Origin of the sequence: Deinococcus sp. YIM 77859 (assembly GCF_000745175.1) — a bacterium.
In the GTDB taxonomy this organism is placed as follows: Bacteria; Deinococcota; Deinococci; order Deinococcales; family Deinococcaceae; genus Deinococcus.
This window is the reverse complement of the sequence record NZ_JQNI01000002.1, coordinates 297,964-322,885: the sequence shown is the minus strand read 5'-3', so window position 1 is coordinate 322,885 and position 24,922 is coordinate 297,964. Positions and strand designations below refer to the sequence as shown.

Here is a 24,922-nt window from a genome sequence, read left to right as displayed (position 1 = left end):
CGCCCTCGGCGCCTTCCCGGAGGCGAAGGGCTAGAGCCGGAATCCCTATCACAACGCCAGCACCATGATCAGATGTTCCTCCTCCTGCCCGCTCCAGGGTTTCCAAAGCGCCGTGCGGCGAGCCGCCCACTCGCGAAACCCCCGCCGGGCATAGAGGTGGACGGCAGCCACGTTGCGCCGGGTGGTAGAAAGCTGCACGCCGGGCACGTGCCGGGACCGCAACTCGGCCAGGAAGGCGTCGAGGAGTGCCCCACCCACCCCCAGGCCCCGCGCTTCCGGCAAGAGGTTGAGGTGCAGGTGGGCGGGATAACGGCTGGTGGGCGGAGCGGGCAAACCGAACCGCGCGGCCCGCAGCAGGTAGCGCGCTGAGGCGAAGGCTCCGGGCAGGCGGCCCGTCAGCCAGCGCCACAGCAAACGCGGTACCTGAGCGGCAAGCGCCCACGCATACCGCCGCTGGTCCACACTTCCCAGGACGTATCCCACCACCTGCCCGCCCCGCTCGGCCACAAAGCCCAGCCCCCCCGCCCCCGGCAGCAGATACGGCGTGACCCACAAGGCCGCGAACAGAGGGTGGGACGGAAAAAACCGCCTCGCGCTCTCGCCAAAAAAGCCGGTGGCATACGCAACGTGTGCCAGGGCGTCCGCATCGGCACGGCGGACCGGGCGCAGCAGAAGGCGCTCATCGGCAGGCATGGAGCCAGGGTAGTGTGTCCAAGCCGGAAAGGGTGGCGTTCCGCGCACAGTGACGGGGCCGCAGGGGGGAGCACCCGCCCGAGCACATGTTAAATTGGACCGAGTTCAGAGGCACAATTTCGCTGCCCGACGAGGTTCTTTCCCCTTCTCCACAGGAGTCCTGTCATGATCGATTTCACCCTCACCGACGAGCAAAAACAGCTTCAGCAGCTCGCGCGCGACTTCACGCGCAAGGAGATCATCCCGGTCGCCGCCGAGTACGACCAGAAGGAAGAACTGCCCTGGCCGGTCGTCGAAAAGGCGTTTGAGGTCGGCCTGCTGAATGTCGCCATTCCCGAGCACGCGGGTGGCCTGGGCCTAGGGATGCTGGATGAATGCCTGATCGGGGAGGAACTCGCGTACGGCTGCATGGGCATCTATACGGTCCTGATGGCCTCCGAACTCGGCATCACCCCGATTCTGGTGGGCGGCACCGAGGAGCAGCAGAAGCGGTTCCTGAGCCCCCTCACCCAAAAGCCGGCGCTGGCGGCCTTCGCCCTCTCCGAACCCAACAACGGTTCAGACGCGGCGGCGATGAGTACAACCGCTGTGCTGGACGGTGATGAGTGGGTGATCAACGGAACCAAGATGTGGATCAGCAACGGCGGTGTGGCCGACATCACCGTCGTCTTTGCCACCACTGACCGCCAGGGCGGGCACCGCGCGACGGTGGCGCTGGTGGTGCCCAAGGACACACCCGGCCTCTCCTCCAACAAGATCAGACACAAGATGGGGCAGCGGGCTTCTCTCACCTCCGAACTGGTGTTTGAGAACGTGCGGGTTCCGCGCGCCAACCAGCTTGGCGGTCTGGGCGACGGTTTCAAGATCGCCATGAAGACGCTCGACAAGACGCGCATTCCGGTGGCGGCCGGGTCGGTTGGCGTGGCCCGGCGGGCGCTGGACGAGAGCCTGAAGTACGCGGGGCAGCGTGAGGCGTTTGGCAAGCCCATCAGCACCTTCCAGGCGATTCAGTTCAAGCTCGCCAACATGGCGATGGGCATCGAGACGGGCCGCCTGATGTACCTCAAAGCCGCCTGGCTGGCCGATCAGGGCCTGCCGCACGGCTATGAGAGCGCTATTGCTAAAGCGTACTGCTCGGAGATGGCTTTTGATGCCGCCAACGAAGCCATCCAGATTCACGGCGGCTACGGCTACGTGGGAGAGTACCCCGTCGAAAAGCTGCTGCGTGACGTGAAGCTCAACCAGATCTACGAGGGCACCAACGAGATTCAGCGCGTGGTGATCAGCCGCCACCTGCTGAGGTGACGCCGGCGGACAACCCCGTGAACCCCAGCGAGACAGCACCGGAGCAGGGTGGGTGCTGTCTCGCTGGGGTGTAGGCGTCAAGCGACTTGCCTGAACGTTCGCTTGACTTCTGCGGATCGTCCGCCGGATAGTGTGCGAAACCCCAACGTTTCTTCACGGGCGGTCCTTTTCGACCGTCGATCAGGTCAAGACGTCCCTTTTCAGGAGGAGCACACATGACACGAGCCGTTTTGAGCATCGCGCTGGGGCTGCTGACGGCCGCCTCGGCCCAAAAGGTGCAGACGCCCATTCCTATCGGGATCGCTCTGGCGCAGACGGGCAACGTGGCGCTGCTCGGACAGGAACAGGTGATCGGGGCACGGCTGGCAGAAAAGCATATCAATGCGCGGGGCGGCATCGGAGGCACGCCGATCAAGCTGATCTTCCAGGACGCGGCGGGAGATGAGAACAGCGCCATCAACGCCTTCCAGAGCCTGATCAACAAGTCCAACGTGGTGGCGATTGTGGGACCGACGCTCTCGCAGCAGGCCTTTGCCGCCGATCCCATCGCGGAGCGCGCCAAGGTGCCCGTGATTGGGCCAAGCAACACGGCCAAGGGGATCCCGCAGATCGGGGACTATGTCGCCCGCGTGTCCGCGCCGGTCGCCGTGGTGGCGCCGAACGCGATCAAGCAGGCGCTGAAGCTGAATCCCCGCATCAAAAAGGTCGCCGTGCTGTACGCGCAGAACGACGCCTTCTCGGTCAGCGAGACGGGCACTTTCCAGGAGACCGCCAAGGCGCAGGGCCTGGACATCGCCACCGTGCAGAAGTTCCAAACGACCGACACCGACTTCACGACGCAGGTCACGGCGGTGCTGAATTCGGGAGCCGACCTCGTGATCATCTCGGGCCTCGCCGCCGACGGTGGGAATCTGGTCAAGCAGCTGCGCCAACTGGGCTACAAGGGCCTGATCGTGGGGGGGAACGGCCTGAACACCTCCAACATCTTCCCGGTCTGCCAGCAGTACTGTGACGGCGTGATCATCGCGCAGGCGTACAGCCCCGCGCAGCCCAGTGCCGCCAACCAGCTCTTTGTGAAAGAATACCGCGCCCAGTACAAAAAGGATCCGCCGCAGTTTGCCGCCCAGGCCTACGCGGGCGTGCAGGTGGTCGTCGACGCCCTCAAGGCCCTGGACCGCAAAAAGGACCTCGCCCAGTGGAACCTGAACGACCTGCGCACCGCCCTCAACAAGCAGATTCTGGCTGGAAAGTACAGCACGCCGCTGGGCGAGCTGCGCTTTGACAAGGAGGGCGAGATCCTTCAAAAGGACTTCTACGTCGCGCAGATCAAGATGAAGGACGCCAAGAACGGCTCGTTCGTGTACCTGAAGTAAGGCGAGACCAGCCGCCAGCGCCAGCAACGCCCCTGCTGGTGCCTGGCGGCTGCAAGTTGGGCGCCTCCTGGAGAACGCTATGGAGCTGAGTCAGTTTCTTCAAAACGTCCTCAATGGCCTGGCCATCGGCAGCGTGTATGCGATTTTCGCGTTGGGCTACACGCTGGTGTTTTCTATTCTGGGGATCATCAACTTTGCGCACGGGGCCGTCTTCACGCTGGGCGCGTACTTCACGTACACGCTGGTCGTGGGGCAGTTTGAGAATAACGGCCTCCTCAAGGGCATCAACCTGTTCCCCGACGGCTCGCCCTTTTCAGGAACGCCCTGGCTGTTCGCGCTGGCGACGCTGGTGGGCGCGGTGGTCGCGGGGCTTGTCGCCGTCCTGGTCGAGCGCCTGGCCTTCCGGCCCATGCGTGCGCGCGGAGCGGATCCCCTCCTCGCTCTGGTGAGCAGCCTGGGCGTGGCGCTCGTCCTTGTGAACCTGATTCAGCTCCTGGTGGGGGCCGAAATCTACAACTTCCCGTCGGACGCCTACGGGCAGGTTCAGCCCGCGCTGAGTTTCCAGGTCGGGGACCGGGTGGTGATTGTGCGAACGGTGCAGATCATCATTTTCGCGGTCAGCCTGGTCATGCTGGCGATCCTCGGGTACGTCATCGGGCGCACCAAGGTGGGCAAAGCGCTGCGGGCGGTCGCGGAAAATCCCGGCACGGCGAGCCTGCTGGGGATCAGCGTGGACCGCTTCATCCTCATCACCTTTTTTCTGTCGGGCTTTTTGGGCGGGCTGGCGGGGACGCTGGTGGGCACGGCCTTTGGAGTGGCCGGGCCGTACTTTGGGGTCACCTACGGGCTCAAGGGGCTGGCTGTGATCGTGCTCGGCGGTCTGGGCAGCATTCCGGGCGCGGTGGTGGGCGGGCTGGTGATCGGGCTGGCCGAAGCCTTTGTGCCCGCGCAGTACAGCGCGTACAAGGACGCGGTGGCTTTTGCGCTGCTGTTTGTGATTCTCCTCGTGCGCCCACAGGGTCTGCTGGGCCGCGCACAGATTCAGAAGGTGTGATGTGGCTGATTTTCTAGGACAGTACGGCTTCCTGATCGTGACGCTGGTGCAGGCGGGACTGCTGGGCCTCAGCCTCTATTTCCCACTTCAGGCCGGGCAGCTCAGCCTGGCGAGTCCGGGCTTCTACGCTGTCGGCGGCTACGTCGCGGCGATTCTGCTGACCAACCCGGTGTTCGCGGGGGTCAGGGAGACGCTGGGCAACGGGATGTTCCCGCTGACCTGGCTGGCCGCAGCGCTGCTCTGCGGGCTGCTGGGCGTACTCGTGGGCGTCCCCGCGCTGCGGCTGCGTGGAATCTACCTGGCCCTGGCGACGATCGCCTTTGTGGAGATCCTGCGGGTGGTCAGCCTTAACCTTCCCATCACGGGCGGGGCGATCGGCATCTTCGGGATTCCGCAGGCCTTCGGCTTTCAGGACCGCTGGCAGTACATCTGGCTGTTCGGGCCGCTCCTTCTGCTCACGCTGCTGTTTGCGCGGCAGCTCGAACGTTCGCGGGTCGGACGAGCCTTTCGGGCCATCCGGGAGGACGAACTTGCCGCCGACGCGATGGGCGTACCGCCGACGCGCTACAAAGTGCTCGCCTTTGTGATCGGCGCGGTGCTGGCGGGCATCGTGGGGGCGATGAGCGCACCCTTCCTGAACACCTGGAACGCCAAACAGGGCACCTTTGACGCCTCCATCGCCATCCTGGCCTTTGTCCTGATCGGCGGCTCGCGGAACATCTGGGGGCCGGTGGTGGGAGGAGCCCTGCTGACCGCCATCCCCGAGCTGCTGCGCTTCCTGGCCGACTGGCGGCTGGTCATCAACGGCCTGGTGCTTGTCGTGGCGAGCCTGTACCTGCCGCAAGGGATCGTCGGTGCACTGGAAGGCGTGCGGCATCCGCCTCCTCCCCGCCGTCCGCCTTCGGTGCCCGTCGTGGTGGAAGCACCGGGAGGCGGCTCGTGACCGCGGTGCTTCCCGAACGGGGAACCCTGCTGGAGGCGCGCGGGCTGACCCGGCGCTTCGGCGGCCTGGTGGCCGTCAACGACGTGTCCTTCAACGTGCGCGAGGGCGAAATCTTCGGGCTGATCGGGCCGAACGGGGCGGGCAAGACCACCCTCTTTAACCTGATGACCGGCCTGACGCCGCCGAGCAGCGGCACGCTGAGCTACCGCGGTCAGAAGGTGACCGGCCTCGCGCCGCACCGCATCGCTGCGCTCGGCATCAGCCGCACCTTTCAGAATATCCGGCTCTTCCGCGCGCTTTCGGCGCTGGAAAACGTGAAAATCGCGCAGCATGTCCGCAGCGAGGCGGGGCTGTGGGCGGGCATCTTCGGCACGGCCCGCGCCGAGGAACGGCGAGTAGAAGAGCGGGCCTGGGCCCTCCTGGACCTGGTGGGGCTGGCGGACCGGGCCGGAGAACTGGCAGCGAACTTCAGCTACGGCGATCAGCGCCGACTGGAAATCGCCCGAGCCCTGGCGACCGAGCCGCGCGTGCTGCTGCTGGACGAACCGGCAGCGGGCATGAACACCGCCGAGAAGGGGCAACTCACCGCCTTTATCCGGGAAGTGCAGCGCCGCTTTGACCTGACGGTGCTCGTGATTGAACACCACGTCCCCCTGGTCATGAACCTGTGTGACCGGGTGGCGGTGCTGAATTTTGGGCAACTGATCGCGGTAGGGGACCCAGCGGCGGTACAGCGTGACCCAAAGGTGATCGAGGCGTACCTGGGGGGCGAGTGATGGCACTGCTGGAAGTCGAACAGCTCAGCGTGAACTACGGCGCCATTCAGGCTGTGCGGAACCTCACGCTGCGGGTGCAGGAAGGCGAAATCGTCACCCTGATCGGGGCGAACGGGGCGGGCAAAACGACCACGCTGCGGGCGATCTCGCGGCTGGTGCGCCCGCGCGAGGGCCGAATTCTCTTTGCCGGGCGTGACATCACCCGGGCGGCACCCGACGAGGTGGTGCGGCTCGGCATCGCGCAGAGCCCGGAAGGCCGCCAGGTCCTCGCGCGCCAAAGCGTGCAGGACAACCTGGAACTGGGCGCCTACACCCGCCGGTCTGGGGACGAGGTGCGGGCGGACATCGCGCGGATGTACGAACGCTTTCCCCGGCTGGGCGAGCGCCGCCATCAGCTCGCGGGCACCCTCTCGGGGGGGGAACAGCAGATGCTCGCCATCGCCCGCGCTCTGATGAGCCGTCCGCGGCTGCTGCTGCTCGACGAACCCTCGCTGGGCCTGGCGCCCATCATCGTGCGGGAAATCTTCGAGATCATCGGGGAGCTGAACGCGCAGGGCGTCACCATCCTGCTCGTGGAGCAAAACGCCCGCCTCGCCATGGGGCGCAGCGACCGGACCTACGTGCTGGAAGCCGGGCAGCTCACCCTCGAGGGAGACAGCACCCAGCTTATCAATGACGAGCGGGTGCTCCACGCCTACCTGGGGAGCTGACGCGGCAGCAGCGGGACGCTTCAGGAGCCGCGCGGAATCTCCACATCAAACAGCGCCCGAACAAATTCCTGGCTGTCGAAGGGTTGCAGGTCATGCGCGCCCTCCCCCACGCCGATGAACTTGATGGGCACGCCGAGTTCGCGGACAATCGGGATCAGGATGCCGCCCTTGGCGGTGCCGTCGAGCTTGGTGACGATCACGCCGGTGAGCGGCGTGGCCTCGTGGAACTTCTTGGCCTGCGCGAGGCCGTTCTGGCCGGTGACGGCATCGAGGACGAGCCAGACATCCGCGGGCTCGCCGGGGTCAGCCTTGTCGATCACGCGGCGAACCTTTTTGAGCTCCTCCATCAGGTTGTGCTTGGTGTGGAGGCGCCCGGCGGTGTCCACAAACAGGAGGTCGGTCCCGCGGGCAGCGCGGGCGGTGGCGGCGTCGTAGGCAACCGCAGCGGGATCGCCCCCCTCCGGCCCCTGGACCACCGGCACGCCCAGGCGCTCGCCCCACACCGCGAGCTGCGCCCCCGCTGCCGCACGAAAGGTGTCCCCGGCGGCGAACATCACGCTTTTGCCACGGCTCATGTAGTACTCGCCCAGTTTGGCGATGGTGGTGGTCTTCCCCACGCCATTCACGCCCACGATCATCACGACGTGGCCACGGGGGTCCACGACGGCTCGGCGGGCGTCGGGCGTGAAGCCCAGCCGGCGAAACTGCGCGCGGCGGGCATCGGGTTCGAGCTGGAGGGTCAGGGCGTCCATCAGGGCTTCCTGGAGGTTGCGCCGGTCGCTCGCTTTGACGTCCTCCAGGATTTCCTCGGTGGCCGCGCGGCCCACATCGGCGGCGATCAGGGCGTATTCGAGGTCTTCTACCGTGTCCAGGCGGGTGAATGCCTCGCGCACATCCGTGCTGAGGTCTCCCGCCGCCTCATTCAGTTGCTTGCGGGTTTTGCTCAGGCCCTCCCGCAGGCGCGTTAGCCAACTCATGCCCCCACCATAGCGCCGGCGGGAGGCAAACACCGTCAGTTCTGCCCGTCTCCTCGGAATTCACGCAGCAGCTGCACCTTGAGCGCGCTCAGGCGGGCGCGTCCCAACACCCCTTTCAGCAGCACCCGCTCGCCCAGCGCGAGCACGGGCACGTCATCGCCAAAACGGGCGCGCAGCTCTGGAGCGCCGTCCACGTCCACCGGCTGGTAGCGGTACTCCAGCGCCTGAAGCTGCGCCTCGGCCTGCTCGCAGAGGTGACAGCCCACACGGGTATAGAGGGTCAGGACAGGAAGCCTGGACACGCTAGACCTCCACCGGCACGGGGCGCGTCAGCAGGGTCATGGCCTGCACCGGGGCGTACATATCGCGCGAGGCGATGAGATCCCCGGCAGCGCTGTACGTGCGCAGCACCTGCCCGCCCTGCCGCACAGCATAGAGGTGTCCCTCGGCGCTCACCTGAAGGAGCCACGGCGCACCTTCGGGCTCGCCGACAAGCGGTTCGAGCGTAAAGGCGGGGCCGGGGGTCCCGTCCGGCTCGATGCGGCGGACCTTGCGAGCGACGCTGTCGACGATGTAGACCGCTCCGCCAGGATCAACGCTCAGACCGTCCAGATCGCGCAGCGCCTCGCTGCTGCGGTCTCGGCGGAAAGCGTAGCGGCCAAGATACTCGCCGAGGGGCGTAAACCGCTGCACCTCGCGGGCACCGCTATCCAGCACATACAGTTCCCCCTGCGGGGCGGCGACGACCGTGCGCGGCTTCTCGAAGCGGCCTCGTCCGGAGCCGCGGCCTCCGAAACGGCGCAAGAATTGCCCTCCTCGGTCGTACACCACGACCTGACACGCCTCGGCGTCGAGAACGTACACCTGTCCCCCCGCCACAGCAATGCTGACCGGCTGCAACAGTTCGCCGTCCCGCAGCCCGTAGGGACCGAACGAGGCGACCTCGCGCCCATCGGGAGCCAGTTTGCGCACCAGCCCGCTCCTGTGCCCCGAACGAAAGTCCAGGAGCGTGAGATACAGGTAGCCGTCCTCGTCCCCGGCCAGGGCGCTGGGCACGCTGGGCAGGCCACTTTCCCCACCCGCGAGGTCACGCAGGCCCACGCGCAGCTTACCCCTAAGGTCCAGCAGGCGCAGCGCCGCGCGCTTCTCGCCCACCCCGAGGGCAAGCGCAACCGGGTCCATAAAGACGTCGTCGGCCAACACCCCGGCGTCAAGGCGAGCGATCACCTCGTCGAGCGTGGGGCGGCTGGCGGGGTCCTTTTCGATCATATGCAGGATCAGGTCACTCAGACGGCCGGGCACCTCGATATTCACCTGCTTGGGCGGCTTGGGTGCCTCGAACACCTGCTGGTGGACGACGGCCTCGTAGCTGCCCTTAAAGGCCGTTTCGCCGGTCACGAGCTCATAGGCGAGTAGGCCCAGCGAGTACACGTCGCTGCGGGCGTCCACCCGCTGACCCTTGGCCTGCTCGGGGGCCATGTAGATCGGTGTGCCGACCCGCCCGCCCGTCATGGTGAGCCGAGTCTGCACCCGCCCAACCGCGATTCCGAAATCCATCAGCTTGACGCCGCCTTCACGCAGCTGACCATTCGTAAAGGCGTCCTTGAGCACCATGACGTTCGCAGGCTTGATATCGCGGTGAACCACGTTCTGCCTGTGGATGTGCCGCAGCGCGTCGGCCAGGGCCCGCAGCACCTGCACGCTCTCAGCAAACGAGAGCCGGTCACCCTCAAGCCGGGCTTCGAGGCTCTCGCCGTCGAGAAACTCCATCGCGATGTAATGCTCGGGGTCTTCCATCCGGTAGTCAAAGACGCGGACGATGTTGGGGTGGTTGAAGCGCCGCAGCACCTCCGCTTCTCGGTAGAAGCGTTTCACGAACTTCGTGTCGGCCAGGTACTTTTCCTGCGGCACCTTGAGTGCCACGATTCGGCCATCCACCCGGCGACGCGCTCGGTAGACGCTCCCCATGCCGCCGATCCCGATACGGTCCAAGACCTCGTAGTCCTGAAAATGCAGGTCGGGCACGGTGGGCGCGGGTGGCCGGGACGGACCGGGCGGCGACGTGCGCTGCATCCGAACGGGCCGCGCCGCGCGCCAGGGCAGCGGCAGGGTGCCCAGGACAACAGGCCCACTTCCCAGCAGCACGGCTACCGTTACCCAGACCCCCTGGGCCCGGTCAAGCTGCCCGGCCTGGAGGGACAGCCATCCCACCAGCGTCGCCAGGGCAAGCGCCAGAACCGAGACCAGGAGGCTCAGGAAGCGCTCGCCTAGCCGCACCGTGAGCAGCAGCCCGACCACAAACAGCGCGGCGAGCAGCAGGTCGTTCAGCAGCATCTTCAGCCTCTCCCCCCGGCAGCGAGCAGTGAAACAGACCGGGAAGCGGGGAACGGGGCAGCCATGTCTTCTAGTTATAGCGAAGTGCCCTGTCGCGGAGCTTACAGGGCCCGGCCCCACAACGCGCCTCCCCGTTCTTCAGCGCCAACCGGCCGCCTCTGCCCCTAGACCGGCGAGCCGCTTCCTCCCAGGCGCTCCTCGATGCGCCCGAGCTGCCGGGTCACCGGGTCCGTGGCGACGATCAGGGCCAGCAGCAGCGTCAGGGCCGCCGCCCCCGCATGGAGGGCAAGGGTGTCCCACCGGCAGAACGCGAGCGCAGCGGCCAAGCCCGTTCCGGCACCCAGCGCCAACAGGCTGCGGTCGCCCAGCAGGGAACGAGCGGTGAGGCGCAGCGCGTTCCCTCGCAGCAGGGCAAGGGTGAGTAGGGCTCCGGCAAGCGGCCAGGCAACGAGTTGACGGTTGACTGCGTCCCGTTCGTTCTCGGTGTCGCTGATTCCGTGCCCCAGACCCACCGCCAGCATCGTCACGCTAAGGGTAAAGGGGAAATGGCCGTACAGCCACATCAGAAACGCGCCTACCCGACCGGCCCAGTGGGCATGCAGCACCGGAAGCGTGCGGGCCTGATCGAAGTACAGCCGCCACAAGCCCACGGCCAGCAGCATCGCGCACAACGCGGGGAAGAGATTCAGCCCGGTCAGGCTCTGTTGCCGCCCCCCCGCAACCACCTCGGTCATGATGCTGCCAAGCGCGATGATCTGCAGAAGCCCCATCCGCTCCGGCAGATGCTCCTGGTGCGGAAGAGCCGCACCGTGCCGTTGCCGGAGGAGCAGCGGCGTCAGCACGTCGATCCCCAGCGCTACGCCCCAAGCCACGAGCTGCACGCTCCCAGTCAGAAGCGCGCTTCCCAGCCAGATCAGGGCAGCGAGGCCGTACCCAGTTGCCAGCGGCTGCGAGAAGGAGGCCGTTTCCGTTCGGCGGCGCAGGTGCAGCAGGTGCATCCCCACCAGAATCCAGCGGTTGGCGGCATACGCCAGGGCAAAAGCCTGCCCCGTCTGGTCGAGGTCACCCCGCTCGGTCAGCGCTAGCACCCCCAGCGTCAGCAGCTGCAACAGGCTGCCCCAGCGGTACACGCGCTCCCCGTTGCCGTAGCGAGCCGCAAAGGTCGTGTTGCCCACCCAAGCCCACCAAACCGCAGCGAACAGCAGCAGAAAGAGGCCGATATTCTCCGCACTCGGTGTGTCTCCCAGGCGCTTGGCAAGCTGATCGAACGCCACCACGAACAGCAGGTCAAAAAACAATTCCAGCCAGGTGACCCGCTGCTCCTCCGGGACGACCTTTGGTGTCCCCCCATGCCCTGAAGCTCCGTTTTCCAGGTTGACGCTGTCCGGCTGACCCTGGGTCATCTACCGCAGTCTCCCCAAGCCCTTACGAATCAGCGCATCGGCACTGAGCGTAGGGTCGGCAGCGAGCAACTCCGCGACCACACCGCGGACCTGCGCCTCGCGAAAGCCGAGCGCGAGCAGGGCCTCCACCGCGTCGCGCCCCGCGGTCCCCTCCACCGCCGCGGCTTTTCCCGCCGTCCCCATCGGTGCGGCCAGGTGCTCGGGCACCTTGTTCTGGAGTTCGAGGACCAGCCGTTCAGCGGTCTTCTTGCCCACTCCAGACACGCTGGAAAGCAGCTTCACGTCACCGGTCCGCAGGCCTTGGGCGAGGGCGCTCACCGGCAGCGCAGACAGCAGCGCCAGCGCCAGCTTGGGGCCAACGCCGCTCACACCGGTCAGCAGGTCGAAGAGGCGCAGGCTGTCGGCGTCCTGAAAGCCGAACAGCAGCTGGGCATCCTCGCGCACCACGAAACGGGTATTCAGCTCGGCCGGTTGCCCCACGCTGAGCCGGCCCAGCGTGGAGGCGGGGCAGTACACCTCGTACCCCACCCCACCCGTCACGATGACGGCACTCGCCTCACGCACCTCGCGAACGACGCCACTGAGGTAGGCGATCATGAGGGCTCCCGGTCCGTCAGCGCCCGAAGCCCAGGGGCACAGTTCTGAAAGCGGGCGCTCCGAAACGGAACACTTGTCACGCCCAGCCCCAAAGAGGCGCTGGAACCTGCGAAAGCGAGCGGGAGCTGTCTCACGACCCGGATTCTAGAGGGCCGCGCCGGTTGAGGAAGGAAAGCGCGCGCCCCTTTAGCGCGGCTCACTGCTCAGCACAACGACATAGGCGGTGCCGCGGGCCCCCTGCACCACGCTCGCCCCGGCGTGGGTGTAGCGGGGGTCGGTGAGAACGGTGCAGTGCACAGCTGATCCCAGCCACCACTGCACCGCTCCCTGCGGATTCACCCCTGGACCCATGTAGATGATCTCGGTGACGCTCACGGCCTGAACCCCCGTGCTTGCGGCCCGCAGGCGCGGAGTGCTGCCGCCTGCGCCCGCGTGCGTGATGCGCCCGCTGCTGCTCATGTAGCCCGCCTGCGTCCGGGCGGCAAGGGCATGGGGCAGCGCAGCTGTCAGCGGGGCAGCAACCGGCCGGGCGCCGGTTCCCGGACAGGTCACGCCCCGAGCGCGGGCGGCGTTCAGCCCGGCCAGCAGCTCGGCCTCGGCAGGGGACTGCGCGTGTGCGGAGCCCAGGGCTACCAGGGCACCGGCCAGAATCGTGAGTTGGGCACGAAGCATGTGAAGACAGAGTAAAGGGCCGGTGCCCCCGGGACATGAGAAAGGGGACCCGGGCTTTCTCCGCTCGCGGCCCCACCCTTGCGCCAACGGTGGGAAGGCGGGGCCTACGCTTCCACCAGGCCGCTGCGGCGCAGCAGGGCCTGCGCGTCGGGGTCGCGGCCCATAAAGTCGCGGTAGAGCTCGGCGGCGTCCTTGCTGTTTCCCTGGCTCAGAATGGTGTCCACGTAGGCGCGGCCCGTCTCGCGGTTAAAAAGGCCTTCCTGCGCAAAGCGGGAAAAGGCGTCGGCGTCGAGCACCTCCGCCCACTTGTAGGAGTAGTAACCGGCCCCGTACCCGACCGGACTGCTGAAGAGGTGCCCGAACTGCGCGATGCGGGCGTAGTTCTCCGGGAGGGGGTAGGGGTAGAAGCGGGCCATGATCTCGCGGGCCTCCGTGATGGGGTCGGCTCCGGGCGCGTCGGGGTCAAAGCTGATATGCAGTTCCAGGTCCACCGTACCGAAGGAGAGCTGGCGCATGGCAGCGTTCGCGGCGCGGTAGTTGCGGGCGGCAATCAGGCGCTTGTAGAGGTCGTCGGGCAGCCGCTCACCCGTCTGGTAGTGGCGGGCAAACAGGTCGAGGGCCTCCCGTTCCAGCACCCAGTTCTCCATGATCTGGCTGGGGAGTTCCACGAAGTCCCAGGCCACCCGCGTGCCGCTGAGGGAGCGGACCTCGACGCGCGAGAGGGCGTGATGCAGCAGGTGCCCGAATTCGTGAAAGACCGTCTCCACCTCGCGCAGGGAGAGCAGGGCGGGCGTGTCACCGGAGGGGGGCGTCATGTTGCCGCACATCAACCCCAGGTGCGGGTCTACTCCGCCCTCGCGGGGACCGCCCGTCACCAGGGCGTTCATCCACGCCCCGGCGCGCTTGCTGTCGCGAGGAAACCAGTCGGTGTAGAAGGAGGCGACGTGGGTGCCCGCCTCATCGAGAATGTCGTAGTAGCGCACCTCGGGGTGCCAAACGGGAGCCTGCGCCTCACGAACGGTGATGCCAAACACGCGGTTCACGATTTCGAACAGACCCGCGAGCACGTTATCCAGCGCGAAGTAGGGCCGCAGGGCTTCCTCGTCAAAAGCGTACTTCGCCTGCCGCTGCTTCTCGGCCCAGTAGGCGACGTCCCAGGCTTCCAGCGCGGGGGCGTCCTGCCCCGCCTGCTCGCGGTAAAAGGCTTCGAGCTCAGCGTTCTCGCGCTCAAAAAAGGGCCGGATTCGCGCTTCCAGGTCGCGCTCAAAGGCGAGCGCTCGGTCACCGCTCCCCGCCATGCGGTCTTGCAGCACGTAGTCGGCGAAGTTGCGAAAGCCCAGCAGCTGGGCCTGCTCGCGGCGCAGCCGCAGGATCTCCGCGACGAGGGGGCGGTTGTCGCGGCCCTCTGTGGTGCCCACCGCGTTCTGAGCCAGCCACAGCTCGCGCCGCAGCTCGCGGTCGTCGGCATAGGTGAGGACGGGTTCCACCGTCGGCAGGTGCAGCGTGAGGCGGTGGCCCTCCTGCCCGCGCGCCTCTGCGTCGCGGCGGGTGGCGTCCAGCACACGCTGCGGAACTCCAGCCAGCCGCTCGGTCGGCACGTACAGCTCGAAGGCAGCGGTCGCGTCGAGCACGTTCCTCGCAAAGTCGTTCGTGACCTGCGCGAGGCGGGTATTCACCTCCAGCAATCGGGCCTTCTGTGCGTCGGGCAGGTCCGCGCCCTGGCGGCGAAACTCGTCGAGGGTGAGCCTGAGGTGCCGGGCCCGCACCGGGTCGAGCGCGCGGGCGGCCTCCGTCCCGGCAAAGCCCTTGAGCGCCGCCCACAGCCCCGGGTGGAGGCTGAGCTGCGTGTAGAACTCGGTCACCTTGGGCAGGATCGCGCGCTTGGCCGCCTGCCACTCGGGGCTGGTCACCACGCTGTCGAGGTGGCCCACGATCACCCGCACGGTGTCGAGCTGCTCGGTGAGCGTGTCGAGCTCCGCCATGAAGTCGGCGTCATCGCGTTCCCCCGCCCGCGCGAGCCTCTCCAGCCCAAGGCGCGTCTGCGCGAGCAGCGTGTCCACAGCCGGTTCAGCGTGCTCGGGGCGAATCCGGTCGAAGGGAATACGAAAACCCACGTTCAGGAGGGGATTCTCACTCTGAACGGGCGCGGGAGGCGCTTGTGTCATGCGGCGAGTATAGAGAGGCGTGCCCGCCCCATGCTGCGCCAAACGGCGGATGGCACGCCGGGCGGGGACTATGCTTGGCTTCTGCATGGACGCCGTGACCCTTCACCCCGCCACCCCCGCCGATCTGTCCCGCGTGGCCGCGTTCCTGACCGCTGCACACCCCGAGTCCCCCGTCGCCGTGGAGGACCTGGAGCAGTTGGAGGCGCGCCGACTGGAGGATGAACCCTTCGTGCGGACGCTGGCCGTACAGGCGGGCGAGATCGTGGGCATGGCGGAAACGGGCGTGCCGCGTATGGACGGGCATCCCGGATGGCTGGACGTGACGGTGCGCACCCTGCCGAAAGGGGCCGGGGGAACGCTGGCCGCAACGCTCCTTTCACATGCGGAGGCGCAGGCCCTCCAGCACGGCGCGCATACCCTGGTCACGCGCGTTCGGGAGGACTGGTGGGAAAAACCGTTCTACGAGGCCCGCGGCTACCACGAGCACGACCGTATGTGGAGCAGCACGCTGGACCTGCGGACGCTGGAGTTCGCCCGGTTCGCCCTCGACGAGGAACGCGCCGGGGCCGCGGGCGTGCGCATCGCACCCCTCGCTGAACTGGTCCGCGACTTCGACGAGGCCGCCCAGCGCCGCCTCTACACCCTGATGGCCGCCCTGCTGCGCGACGTACCCACGGCCACGCCCATCAGCGTCTGGCCCTTCGAGGTCTGGCAGCAGCGCGTGCCGGGGCGTATCCAACCCGCGGGATTCTTCATCGCGGTGGCCCCGGACGGTGAGTGGATCGGCCTCAGCGAACTGCACCAGCCCATCCCCACCCGCCCCGGCACCCTGCACAACGGCCTGACGGGTGTCCTTCCCGCCTGGCGCGGCCACGGCGTCGCCTACGCCCTGAAACTCGCGGCGGCCCGCGCTGCCCTGAGCCGGGGCTTCACCCACGCCCGCACGAGCAACCACAGCAGAAACCGCCCCATGCTCGCCATCAACGAGCGGCTGGGCTTCGTGCGGGAGGCGGCGACGGTGACGCTGAAGCGGAATGTGGGGGGCGAAACGTGAACTACCCCAGGCCTACAGGCCGGGGCTTCTCGTGGCACGCATCTTCCAGTAGAGCGTGGAAGCCCTCAGCCAGGGCAGGAGCTCCCACGGTCCACGTTCTACGGTTCACGCTCCCGCTCCAGCAGCATCGCGTCCCCCAGCGAATAGAAACGGTAGTCTCCGGCCAGGGCGGCGTCATAGGCGGCCCGGATGCGGTCTTCTCCCGCAAAGGCCGCCACCAGCAGCAGCAGGGTGCTCCCGGGAAGGTGCAGGTTGGTGATCAGGAGGTCTGGAACGCGCACGGGCATGCCGGGCGTGATGAAGATGCGGGTCTCGCCCTCCCCGGGGTTCACCGTGCCGTCCTCGTTCGCGCTGCTTTCCAGGGCGCGGACGGTGGTGGTGCCGACGGCGATCACGCGCCGTCCCTCCGCCTTGGCGCGGTTGATCGCCCCAGCCGTCGCCGGCGGGATGGCATAGCGTTCGGCGTGCATCACGTGTTCGGCCACGCTCCCGGTAATCGGCCGGAAGGTGCCCGCACCGACGTGCAGGATCAGGGCGTGCCGTTCCACGCCCAGCGCGTCCAGGCGAGCGAGCAGTTCGGGCGTGAAGTGGAGCCCCGCCGTAGGGGCCGCCACGCTGCCCGGCTCGCGGGCGTACACCGTCTGGTAGCGTTCCCGCCACGTCTCGTCGTCTCCCGCCGCGATGTAGGGCGGAAGGGGCAAGCGCCCGATCTCGTCCAGATGCGGCTTGATGTCCTGCTCGAAGCGCAGCAGCCGCGCGCCGTCGGGGAGGATGCCCACGACTTCGGCCCGGTGCTCGCCGAGCCAGAGTTCCTTGCCGGCGCGCCGAGCGGGTTTGAGGTAGGCCGACCAGACGTTTGGCTCTTCCTCGCGCAGGAGGAGGACCTCCACCTGACCGCCGCCCAAGCCCTCCGGTGTGACCGGCTTGCGGGCCATCACCCGAGCGGGAATCACCCGGCTCTCGTTGAACACGAGCACGTCTCCGGCGCGCAGCAGCTCGGGCAGGTCCCGGAAGATACGGTGCGAGATCCGGTCACGTCCCACCACCATCAGGCGTGAGGCGTCACGGGGCTCGGCCCCCCTCTGCGCGATGCGCTCGGGAGGCAACTCAAAGGCGAGGCGGGCGAGAACGGCGTCAGCGTCCATAGGCATCAGGGGGTGAAACGAGGCGTGGAGCACTCCACAAACGCGCGGACACCTACCCCCTCACCTCCCCCTTCTGACGGGCGGGCATGAGCGCGTCTTCCAGGTCGGGCAGATGCGTAAAGCGGTCGGCGGCGTCCACGAGTTTCTGGGCGGTGTGCTCACGAAAGGCGATGACCTCGACACGCTTGCCGCGCTCCTGCAGCACCTCCACGATGTCGGTGAAGTCACCGTCCCCGCTGCCGAGAACCACCACGTCGAGGTGGTCCATCAACCGGACCATGTCGGCCACGATGCCCATATCCCAGTTGCCCTCATAGATGGCCTTGCCGCCCTCTGCCACGTGGTGGAGGGTGAGGTTCATGCGGCGCACCTTGTAGCCCAGCGTACTGAGCTTATAGATAAAGGGCCGTGCGGTCGCCTCGCCCTCGCGCTCGACGGTGTAGGCGATGGCGTGAACGAGTTCGCGGTCTTTCGCGGCGGCCCGCAGGAGCGTCTCGAAGTTGACCGTGCGTTCCAGCAGGTCGCGGGCGGAGTGATAGAGGTTCTGCGTGTCGATAAAAACGCCCACGCGGGGGCGGGTCACCACGTACTGCATTGCCATTCTCCTGTTGCAAGGGAAAAAGAAGACGGAAAAAGCTCCGCCGGCAAGCCGGATTCCCGGCGGTGCGGGCGCACGCAGCATAGAGCATCTGCCAGCGGCCCCTCTGCCTGCTAAGCATCTCCTCTCCTCGCCGGGCACAGGGCGGGTAACGTGAAGGCATGACAAAGGAACTCTCCACCCCGGCCCTCGAAGCCGCCCGCCAGACGTACGAAGCGTTCCGGGCACGCGGCCTGAACCTCAACATGCAGCGCGGGCAACCCTCCGACGCCGACTTCGACCTCTCAAACGGCCTGCTGACGGTGCTGGGCGAAGAGGACGTGAAGATGGACGGCCTGGACCTGCGGAACTACCCCGGCGGCGTCGCGGGCCTGCCGTCCGCGCGTGCCCTGTTCGCCCACTACCTCGACGTCAAGGCAGAAAACGTGCTGGTCTGGAACAACTCCAGCCTGGAGCTTCAGGGCCTGGTGCTCACCTTTGCGCTCCTCCACGGCGTGCGCGGGAGCGTCGCCCCGTGGATCACCCAAAAGCCGAAGATGATCGTGACCGTGCCCGGCTACGACCGGCACTTCCTGCTCCTGCAAACGCTGGGCTTCGAACTCCTCACCGTGGACATGCAGCCCGACGGCCCGGATGTGGACGCCATCGAACGGCTCGCGGGGGCGGATCCGTCGGTCAAGGGCGTGCTGTTCGTGCCAACCTACTCCAACCCGGGGGGCGAGACGATCAGCCTCGAAAAGGCGCGGCGGCTGGCGGGCCTGGAGGCGGCGGCTCCCGACTTCACGATCTTTGCGGACGACGCCTACCGCGCACACCACCTCTGGGACGAGGACCGTGCCGAGCCGGTGAACTTCGTGGCGCTGTCCCGCGACGCGGGCTCGCCCGACCGGGCCTTTGTGTTTGCCTCCACCTCCAAGGTGACCTTTGCGGGCGCGGGCCTCGGCTTCGTGGCGAGCAGCGAGGACAACATCCGGTGGCTGGCCCAGTACCTCAACGCGCAGAGCATCGGCCCAAACAAGCTGGAGCAGGCGCGGCACGTCAAGTTCCTGACGGAATACCCCGGCGGCCTGGAAGGTCTGATGCGCCAACACGCCGCCATCATCGCCCCCAAGTTTGAGGCGGTGGCTGAAACGCTGCGCGCCGAGCTGGGCGAGGACGGTGCCTACGCGACGTGGACACAGCCCAAAGGGGGATACTTCATCAGCCTCAACACCAGCGAGCCTGTTGCGGACCGGGTGGTGCAGCTCGCCCAAGCGGCTGGGGTAAGCCTCACGCCTGCCGGGGCGACGTACCCCGCCGGGCAGGACCCGCACAACCGCAATATCCGCCTCGCGCCGACGCGCCCCCCGGTCGAAGAAGTCCGCACCGCGATGCAGGTCGTAGCGGCCTGCATCCGCCTGGCGACGGAGGAAGCGCGGGCAACGCGGGAGCAGGCGGGGCGCTAGGCAATCCTGCTGGGGGAACGGCAACTCACCCTCCGCTCCGCGGAAGAACGCGAACATCCGCGGCTTGATTTCTCTCATCCTGGCCCCGAGGATGTTCGCCATGCCGACCCGTTACCCAGGCTCACCCGAGGAACGCGCCGCTCTGGACGCCTACATCAAGCTGTGGCGCGCGGCGCATGCGGTGGAGGTGGCTGCCAATCGGCATCTGGCGGACCACGGCCTGACGGTCAGCCAGTTCGGCGTGCTGGAGGCGCTCTACCACCTGGGTCCCCTCAGCCAGCGTCAACTGGCCGACAAGATCCTGCGCTCGAGCGGCAACCTGACCATGGTGATCGACAACCTGGAGCGAGGCGGCCTGGTGCGGCGCGAGCGCGACCCCCAGGATCGCCGGGTGATGAAAGTGTTTCTGACTCCCCAGGGAGAAACCCTGGTGGCCCGTGTGCTCCCGAACCACGTGCGGGGCATCCGGGAGCTCTTTACGGCCCTCACTGCCGAAGAGCTGGAAGAACTCGCCACATTGACACGCAAACTGGGACGCAGCCTGGTCGGGGACGCGGCGGAGACGCCCCCACGCAGAAAGCGTCAGGGGTAGTCCCCAGCCGACCAACTTCCCGGTTCCCCGCTGCTCTGGGTCAGCCGCTGACTTTTTCTTGTGCCCTGTCCCACAATGAAACGTTTGATGTTAAACGACACTGCGGCCATGACCACGCGCTCCCCCCTTCCCGGCACGACGCCGGTTCAGGGGTTACATCACGTCACGGTGATGGCCTCGGACCCGCAGCGCAACATCGACTTCTACAGCCAGACCCTGGGGCAACGGTTGGTGAAGGTAACCGTCAACTTCGACGATCCCGGCACCTACCACTTCTACTACGGGGATCTGACCGGGCAGCCCGGCACGGTCATGACCCACTTTCCCTGGCCGGGTGCGAGGAGGGGCGTGCGCGGCAACGGTGAGGCTGTCGCCATAGCCTACAGCGCTCCCCGTGCGAGCGCAGCCTACTGGAAAGACCGCCTGACGGGGCGCGGCTTCGCCATTCAGGAGAGCGAGCGTTTCGGAGAGCGGGTGCTGACCGTAGAGGATCCGGACGGCACCTGGACCGAACTGGTCTTTGAGGACGGCCCCCCCGTGCAGCCCTGGCCCGCCAGCCCTGTGCCCGCTGAACACGCCCTGCGCGGGTTTCACTCGGTCACGGCCTGGGTGGGTAATACGGGTGCCGTGCGCGACCTCCTGGTCAGCTCCCTGGGCTTCACGGAGGTGGGCAGCGAGCCCGACGCAGAGGGCACGCGCACTCGCTTCCGGGGAAGCGGCGAGGGTGTCGGCCTCTTTGTGGACGTGGTGGAACGGCCTGGACAACCGCGCGGGAGCTTTGGTGCCGGCAGCATTCATCACGTGGCGCTGCGCACCCGGAGCGATGACGAGCAGGAGGCCTACCGCACGGGCCTGAGCGCAGCGGGCTACCGGCCCACACCCGTACAGGACCGGCAGTACTTCCACTCCATCTACTTCCGCGAACCGAACGGGGTGCTGTTGGAGATCGCGACCGACGCGCCCGGCTTCACCGCCGATGAACCGGTGGAGGAACTCGGCCGGCACCTCAAGCTCCCCGCCTGGTTCGAGGGGCAGCGGGCCGCCATTGAGGCCCACGTGCCGAGGATCGTCAACCGCGAGTACGGCGTGACCATCGGCACCAGGGTGCTGGACGCGGCCACGGATCAAAACGGGCCCGAACAGCCGGGCGTAGAGGTCTACACGGCGGGCCGTCCCCTGGGGGAAGCGCGGGTCGCGATGGTGCTGCTGCACGGTCGGGGCGGCAGGGCGGTAGACATCCTCTCCCTCGCGGACGAACTGAACCTTAGCGCGTTCGCGTACCTCGCCCCACAGGCGCCGGGAAACAGCTGGTATCCGCTCTCCTTTCTCGCGCCGGTGGAGCGCAACCAGCCGCAGCTCGATCAAGCCCTCGCCACGGTGGAGGCCACGTTCAACGCACTCGAAGCGCGGGGAATTCCGCCGCAACGCGTGGTGCTGGGCGGCTTTTCCCAGGGGGCTTGCCTCGCGCTGGAGTACGCCAGCCGCGCCGGGAAGAGGCTGGGCGGCGTGGTGGCCTTGAGTGGCGCCCTCATCACCCTGGATCAGCCGGGCGACCTGAGCGGCATGCCTGTCTTTATGGGGGTCGCGCCCGACGACCCGCATATTCCACTCTCGCGGTTTGAGGAGAGCGCCGCCCAGCTGCGCTCACGGGGGGCACAGGTGGACGCTCGCGTCTATCCGGGCTTGGGACACGGCATCCATGGAGACGAACTCGACGCCGTCCGGCAACTCCTGCAGGGCGTGGCCGCCCAGCTCTGAGGCGAACTCTGCCCTACCGCAGCTGCGCCGCGACCGTCACCACGTCCGCATTTGGGCCCTCGAAACCCGGTGTGTAGGCCCGAATGATGAAGACGGCGCGGTTCCCCTGCACGTACACGCGGTCCAGGGCGTAGCGGGCAGCACACTCACGGTCGGGTGGAAGGCTGCGGTCCGCGTGGACCGTCTGCCCGTTCACGGTGAGGATGAAGCCAGCGGGCCGCTCGCCCTCGGGAAGCATCTCCGGAAAGGCGCAGCGGGAAGGCAGAGCCCGCACCGTCAGCCGTACGGGAACGGGCCGTGACCACAACCGGACCAGCGTGGTGGTGGAGGCATCCCCCCGCGTGCCCTCGGTCCAGACGGGGGCCGCCCGGGGAAAGGCACGGGCATAGACAGGCTGGGCCGCGCGGCTGGAGCGCACCCCCAGCCGCCCGAGGGCTGTCTCCTCGCTGCGCCACAGCCAGTCGCGCACCCAGGCCGCCGACTCGGAGGTAGAGCGCGCCGAGGCAGCGTACAGGGGCCGCCCACTCGCGGTGTCGAGCACACTCAGACGAGCGACGCTCAAGCCGCTGCCGTCCTGCACGCCGCCCCATAGCACCAGCACGCGGGCGCCCTCCGGAGAGAACGCCACCCGCTGCACGTCCAGGCGGTCCCCCGCGCGGGCGGACACCGTGAGCGTCAGCAGGCCCAGGACAGCGGTGAGCAGAGCACGCATATCCACCTCCTAGGTGCCCAACCTCAGAAGCGCACGCTGTCCAGCACCCGGCTGAAGAGGGCGCTGCTGGCGGCGAAGCGCTCGGGCGTGTCCGTCACCTGAAAGGAGTAGAGGTTTTTCGCGCCGTTTCCGAACCAGATCCGCAGGCGCAGCTGGCCCTTGGGGTGGCTGAGGGCATAGTGCCGCTCGACGCCGGGAACGCCGCCGTAACTGACATTCTTTCCGCCCAGCAGCTTGAGGGTGCTGCCGGTTTGCTTCACGCCCGCCTCGAAGCCTTGGAATTCCTGCTTGAGGTCTACGGCCTTGCCGTTTTTGGGGGTAAACAGCAGCCGGATCATGGCGGCGGGCGGCGTCTTGGCAGACACGATGCTCACGCCGCTTGTGCCGTCATTGAAGCCCAGCCAGCCCTTGGGGAGACTGACCGTAAAGGGCAGCTTCGGATCCTTGAAGGGCACAAGCGTCTGGGCGCCTGCTCCCCCCAGCAGCAGGGCAGCGGCGAGCGTGGCGGACAGAACAGGCTTCATCGCCTGTACCGTACCGCACGTAGATGAGTGAGCGCCTTCTCAAAGTGCATGGGGGGAGAAAGGCGTCCTTTGGGCTTCAGTGCGCGATCACCGCGAAGTACACCCGCGTCACCCCCACCCGGTGGAGCGCGTCCCGACAGGCGAGGAGCGTATGACCGGTGGTCATCACGTCATCCAGCAGCAGAACTGCCCCCGGCGGGAGGCGACGTGGGTCTGCCTGGAAGGCCCCGGCAACATTGGCGGTGCGTTCGTGCGCGGACAGGCGGGCCTGCTGCCGAGTCACACGCGTGCGGCGCAGAACAGGAACGCTGGGTACCCCCAGCTCGGCGGCGACCACCCCGGCCAATAACGCCGCCTGGTTAAAGCCCCGCTCGCGCTCCCGGCTGGGGTGCAGCGGCACGGGCACCACAGCCTGCACCGCCCAGCGGGTGGGCACGCCGGTCGCCAGCGCCGCACCCAGCACTTCGGCGAGCTCCCGGGTGCCGCCGAACTTCAGGGCACGGACGGCCCGGCGGGTTCTTCCCCGGTAGCGGCCCAAGGTGACCAGATGCGGCTCGGGGCGGGGGGAAAGCGGCGAGTACAGTTCTACCCGGGGCCTGAGGGCCACGCGGCAGCTGCTGCACAGCCCCGCCGCCCGGCCGAGCTGGGCGCCGCAACCGGGACAGGAACGGGGCAGGAGCGCCCGCAGAAAGGCCCGCACGCTACACCTGCCCCGCCCGCGCGAGCTCGTCCACAAAAAGGGGCGGCGTGGTGGCTTCTACCCGCTGCCAGACACGCGCCAGTTGATGCGGGTCCAGCAGCGACGCGGCGAGGGAGAGGCAGGTGAGGTGATGGGCACACACCAACCGCACACCCGTCTCGCCCAGGCGCTCGCGCTCGCTGGAAGACAGCAGGGCGGCAAAGGCCTCCGCGTCGCCCAGGGCCGGATGACCGCCCTGCCGCAGCGCCGCCCGCAGGAAGGCGGCCACCTCGGTGGGGTTCAGCCAGAAGCCGAACATGAGTTCGCTCGACAGCGTCTCCAGCCGGGTCATACGCTCTGCGTCCAGGCCTTCGCGAACCAGCGCGAGCGCGAGCGCCTGCCGCTCCAACCGCCGCTGCGCGTACTCCGCGAGGCTCAACACGTCGCCGCGCGGCGCGACCCGGCCGCCCACCGCGTTCCGCAGGCGGTAGGCCAGGATGTACCCCTGGTACTCCAGCAGCATCTCGCGCAGGCTGTTGCGGGACACCGGTTCATTGTAGAGGAGGGCGCTGGGCGGGCCGCGGGACAAAGGCCACGGAACGCTTCCGTATGGTGGAACCCGTAGCGACAACTCAGCCGTGTCGGGCCACTGAAAACCGGGCCGACGCGGTCAGAAGCGGAGAGTGACCAGAGGAATGCACCTACTCAGGCGGGGCCATCAATTCGAGTACCGGGATCATCAAGGCGTCGACCAACTCGGCCGGGTGGACGTGTGGACCACCGGGAGTGGCGAACGGGCCGTGCTGGTGTTGCGCGACCTGCCCTCGACCGACGCGGCGCCAAGAGCCCTGCGAACCCTGACGTACACCTGGCTTCCTTATCTGCTGCGCCCCGACGTACGCCTCTCCGTCCTGGTGCTCCGCCCCGCTACAGAAGAGCACGCCAAGGCAAGGGCGCTGGTGCTGCCCCTGAGCGCCTAGGCCGGGCCGTCACTCCAGCACGTACTTCACACCCTCCTCAAAGGCCACCCGGCCCGTCTCGGCGCGGGGCACGACGAGGTTACGCCGCCACGGCATCCACTCCGTTTGTCCTGTCGAGGAACGCAGGAAGCCGCGCAGGCCAATCTCGACCGTTCGCACGTCCCCCTGCAGCCAGGCAGCCAAAGCGGCACGCACCGCCTCGGCATCACGCAGCGGCCCGGTGAGGCGGGCGGAGGGCACCGGCCCCCCAGGCTGATCGTGCCGGGCATAGAGGTCGACCGTGAAGCCCTCGGCGATCCGCAGGAGCGCCAGCGCCTCCTCACGGGCCAGGGGCCGGGCAAAGGTCACGTGCAGGTCGAGGTCAAAACCACGTACGCCCTTATCGGTGCGGGTCGAGGCAGGGGGGGTATCCATCCCCTGAGGGTAGCAGCGG

At 67.6% G+C, this 24,922-nt stretch carries 26 protein-coding genes; 11 read left to right on the top strand and 15 right to left on the bottom strand.

The genetic code is table 11. The annotated features are described in order from the left end of the window. Positions 1–48: 48 nt before the first annotated feature. A complete protein-coding gene (locus tag EI73_RS01785) occupies positions 49–693 on the bottom strand; it encodes a GNAT family N-acetyltransferase (RefSeq protein ID WP_034383565.1) in 645 nt (214 codons plus the stop codon). 165 nt (positions 694–858) lie between these two features. On the opposite strand from EI73_RS01785, the gene EI73_RS01780 reads away from it, so the two are divergent. The 6 genes from EI73_RS01780 (at position 859) to EI73_RS01755 (ending at position 6,854) form a co-directional block, all read left to right on the top strand. Next, on the top strand, positions 859–1,998 hold the full coding sequence (locus EI73_RS01780) for an acyl-CoA dehydrogenase family protein (protein ID WP_034383563.1): 1,140 nt from the start codon (positions 859–861) through the stop codon (positions 1,996–1,998). A 215-nt stretch (positions 1,999–2,213) separates the two neighbouring features. Next, the gene (locus EI73_RS01775; RefSeq protein WP_034383561.1) at positions 2,214–3,371 is read left to right on the top strand and encodes an ABC transporter substrate-binding protein; all 1,158 of its coding nucleotides are present in this window, start codon (positions 2,214–2,216) and stop codon (positions 3,369–3,371) included. A 79-nt stretch (positions 3,372–3,450) separates the two neighbouring features. Beyond that, positions 3,451–4,425 (top strand): branched-chain amino acid ABC transporter permease, encoded by a 975-nt coding sequence (locus EI73_RS01770; RefSeq protein ID WP_034383559.1) that lies wholly within the window; start codon positions 3,451–3,453, stop codon positions 4,423–4,425. A gap of 1 nt (position 4,426) precedes the next feature. Beyond that, entirely contained in the window at positions 4,427–5,368 is a 942-nt protein-coding gene (locus EI73_RS01765) for a branched-chain amino acid ABC transporter permease (protein ID WP_034383557.1), read from the top strand. Further along, complete coding sequence (locus EI73_RS01760) at positions 5,365–6,144, top strand: ABC transporter ATP-binding protein (RefSeq protein ID WP_034383555.1); 780 nt, start codon at positions 5,365–5,367, stop codon at positions 6,142–6,144. Before EI73_RS01765 ends, EI73_RS01760 begins: the two co-directional genes overlap by 4 nt. Beyond that, on the top strand, positions 6,144–6,854 hold the full coding sequence (locus EI73_RS01755; protein WP_034383553.1) for an ABC transporter ATP-binding protein: 711 nt from the start codon (positions 6,144–6,146) through the stop codon (positions 6,852–6,854). Before EI73_RS01760 ends, EI73_RS01755 begins: the two co-directional genes overlap by 1 nt. Positions 6,855–6,874: 20 nt before the next feature. On the opposite strand, the gene ftsY is transcribed toward EI73_RS01755, so the two are convergent. The 7 genes from ftsY to EI73_RS01720 all read right to left on the bottom strand — a co-directional run bounded on the left by ftsY (position 6,875) and on the right by EI73_RS01720 (position 15,002). Beyond that, positions 6,875–7,831, bottom strand: a complete 957-nt coding sequence (ftsY, locus tag EI73_RS01750; protein WP_034387496.1) for a signal recognition particle-docking protein FtsY — start codon at positions 7,829–7,831, stop codon at positions 6,875–6,877. Between the two features lie 35 nt (positions 7,832–7,866). Next, positions 7,867–8,133: a glutaredoxin family protein gene (locus tag EI73_RS01745; RefSeq protein ID WP_034383551.1), complete on the bottom strand. Its 267-nt coding sequence runs from the start codon at positions 8,131–8,133 to the stop codon at positions 7,867–7,869. 1 nt (position 8,134) lies between these two features. Beyond that, a complete protein-coding gene (locus EI73_RS01740; protein ID WP_034383549.1) occupies positions 8,135–10,165 on the bottom strand; it encodes a protein kinase in 2,031 nt (676 codons plus the stop codon). Between the two features lie 164 nt (positions 10,166–10,329). Beyond that, positions 10,330–11,568, bottom strand: a complete 1,239-nt coding sequence (locus EI73_RS01735) for a low temperature requirement protein A (protein WP_034383548.1) — start codon at positions 11,566–11,568, stop codon at positions 10,330–10,332. Next, on the bottom strand, positions 11,569–12,165 hold the full coding sequence (gene ruvA / locus EI73_RS01730; RefSeq protein ID WP_034383546.1) for a Holliday junction branch migration protein RuvA: 597 nt from the start codon (positions 12,163–12,165) through the stop codon (positions 11,569–11,571). It abuts the gene before it with no gap. Between the two features lie 186 nt (positions 12,166–12,351). Continuing rightward, positions 12,352–12,837, bottom strand: coding sequence for a CAP domain-containing protein (locus EI73_RS01725; RefSeq protein ID WP_034383544.1), 486 nt, complete (start codon positions 12,835–12,837; stop codon positions 12,352–12,354). A 104-nt stretch (positions 12,838–12,941) separates the two neighbouring features. Continuing rightward, on the bottom strand, positions 12,942–15,002 hold the full coding sequence (locus EI73_RS01720; RefSeq protein WP_034383542.1) for a M3 family metallopeptidase: 2,061 nt from the start codon (positions 15,000–15,002) through the stop codon (positions 12,942–12,944). Between the two features lie 85 nt (positions 15,003–15,087). Here EI73_RS01720 and EI73_RS01715 point away from each other — a divergent pair, with 85 nt between their 5' ends. Beyond that, entirely contained in the window at positions 15,088–16,056 is a 969-nt protein-coding gene (locus tag EI73_RS01715) for a GNAT family N-acetyltransferase (protein ID WP_034383540.1), read from the top strand. Positions 16,057–16,154: 98 nt separating this feature from the next. Here the strand turns inward: EI73_RS01715 and queA are convergent, their stop codons facing one another. Further along, positions 16,155–17,207, bottom strand: coding sequence for a tRNA preQ1(34) S-adenosylmethionine ribosyltransferase-isomerase QueA (queA, locus tag EI73_RS01710; protein ID WP_034387493.1), 1,053 nt, complete (start codon positions 17,205–17,207; stop codon positions 16,155–16,157). 46 nt (positions 17,208–17,253) lie between these two features. Next, complete coding sequence (locus tag EI73_RS01705) at positions 17,254–17,796, bottom strand: NYN domain-containing protein (RefSeq protein WP_034383538.1); 543 nt, start codon at positions 17,794–17,796, stop codon at positions 17,254–17,256. Positions 17,797–17,960: 164 nt separating this feature from the next. Between EI73_RS01705 and EI73_RS01700 the strand changes: the two genes are divergently transcribed. The 3 genes from EI73_RS01700 (at position 17,961) to EI73_RS01690 (ending at position 21,594) form a co-directional block, all read left to right on the top strand. Further along, on the top strand, positions 17,961–19,244 hold the full coding sequence (locus tag EI73_RS01700; protein WP_034383536.1) for an aminopeptidase: 1,284 nt from the start codon (positions 17,961–17,963) through the stop codon (positions 19,242–19,244). A 100-nt stretch (positions 19,245–19,344) separates the two neighbouring features. Beyond that, the gene (locus EI73_RS01695) at positions 19,345–19,836 is read left to right on the top strand and encodes a MarR family winged helix-turn-helix transcriptional regulator (protein ID WP_034383534.1); all 492 of its coding nucleotides are present in this window, start codon (positions 19,345–19,347) and stop codon (positions 19,834–19,836) included. Between the two features lie 108 nt (positions 19,837–19,944). Further along, a complete protein-coding gene (locus EI73_RS01690) occupies positions 19,945–21,594 on the top strand; it encodes a VOC family protein (protein ID WP_034383532.1) in 1,650 nt (549 codons plus the stop codon). Between the two features lie 13 nt (positions 21,595–21,607). Here the strand turns inward: EI73_RS01690 and EI73_RS01685 are convergent, their stop codons facing one another. The 4 genes from EI73_RS01685 to EI73_RS01670 form a co-directional block, all read right to left on the bottom strand. Beyond that, complete coding sequence (locus tag EI73_RS01685) at positions 21,608–22,306, bottom strand: DUF2259 domain-containing protein (protein ID WP_034383530.1); 699 nt, start codon at positions 22,304–22,306, stop codon at positions 21,608–21,610. A gap of 23 nt (positions 22,307–22,329) precedes the next feature. Next, complete coding sequence (locus EI73_RS01680; RefSeq protein WP_034383528.1) at positions 22,330–22,830, bottom strand: hypothetical protein; 501 nt, start codon at positions 22,828–22,830, stop codon at positions 22,330–22,332. Between the two features lie 76 nt (positions 22,831–22,906). Continuing rightward, positions 22,907–23,530 (bottom strand): ComF family protein, encoded by a 624-nt coding sequence (locus EI73_RS01675; RefSeq protein ID WP_034383523.1) that lies wholly within the window; start codon positions 23,528–23,530, stop codon positions 22,907–22,909. 1 nt (position 23,531) lies between these two features. Further along, on the bottom strand, positions 23,532–24,056 hold the full coding sequence (locus tag EI73_RS01670) for a hypothetical protein (RefSeq protein WP_231557256.1): 525 nt from the start codon (positions 24,054–24,056) through the stop codon (positions 23,532–23,534). A 136-nt stretch (positions 24,057–24,192) separates the two neighbouring features. Between EI73_RS01670 and EI73_RS01665 the strand changes: the two genes are divergently transcribed. Continuing rightward, positions 24,193–24,489, top strand: a complete 297-nt coding sequence (locus EI73_RS01665) for a hypothetical protein (protein ID WP_231557255.1) — start codon at positions 24,193–24,195, stop codon at positions 24,487–24,489. 9 nt (positions 24,490–24,498) lie between these two features. Here the strand turns inward: EI73_RS01665 and EI73_RS01660 are convergent, their stop codons facing one another. Continuing rightward, positions 24,499–24,903 (bottom strand): hypothetical protein, encoded by a 405-nt coding sequence (locus EI73_RS01660; RefSeq protein WP_034383517.1) that lies wholly within the window; start codon positions 24,901–24,903, stop codon positions 24,499–24,501. Positions 24,904–24,922 lie beyond the last annotated feature (19 nt).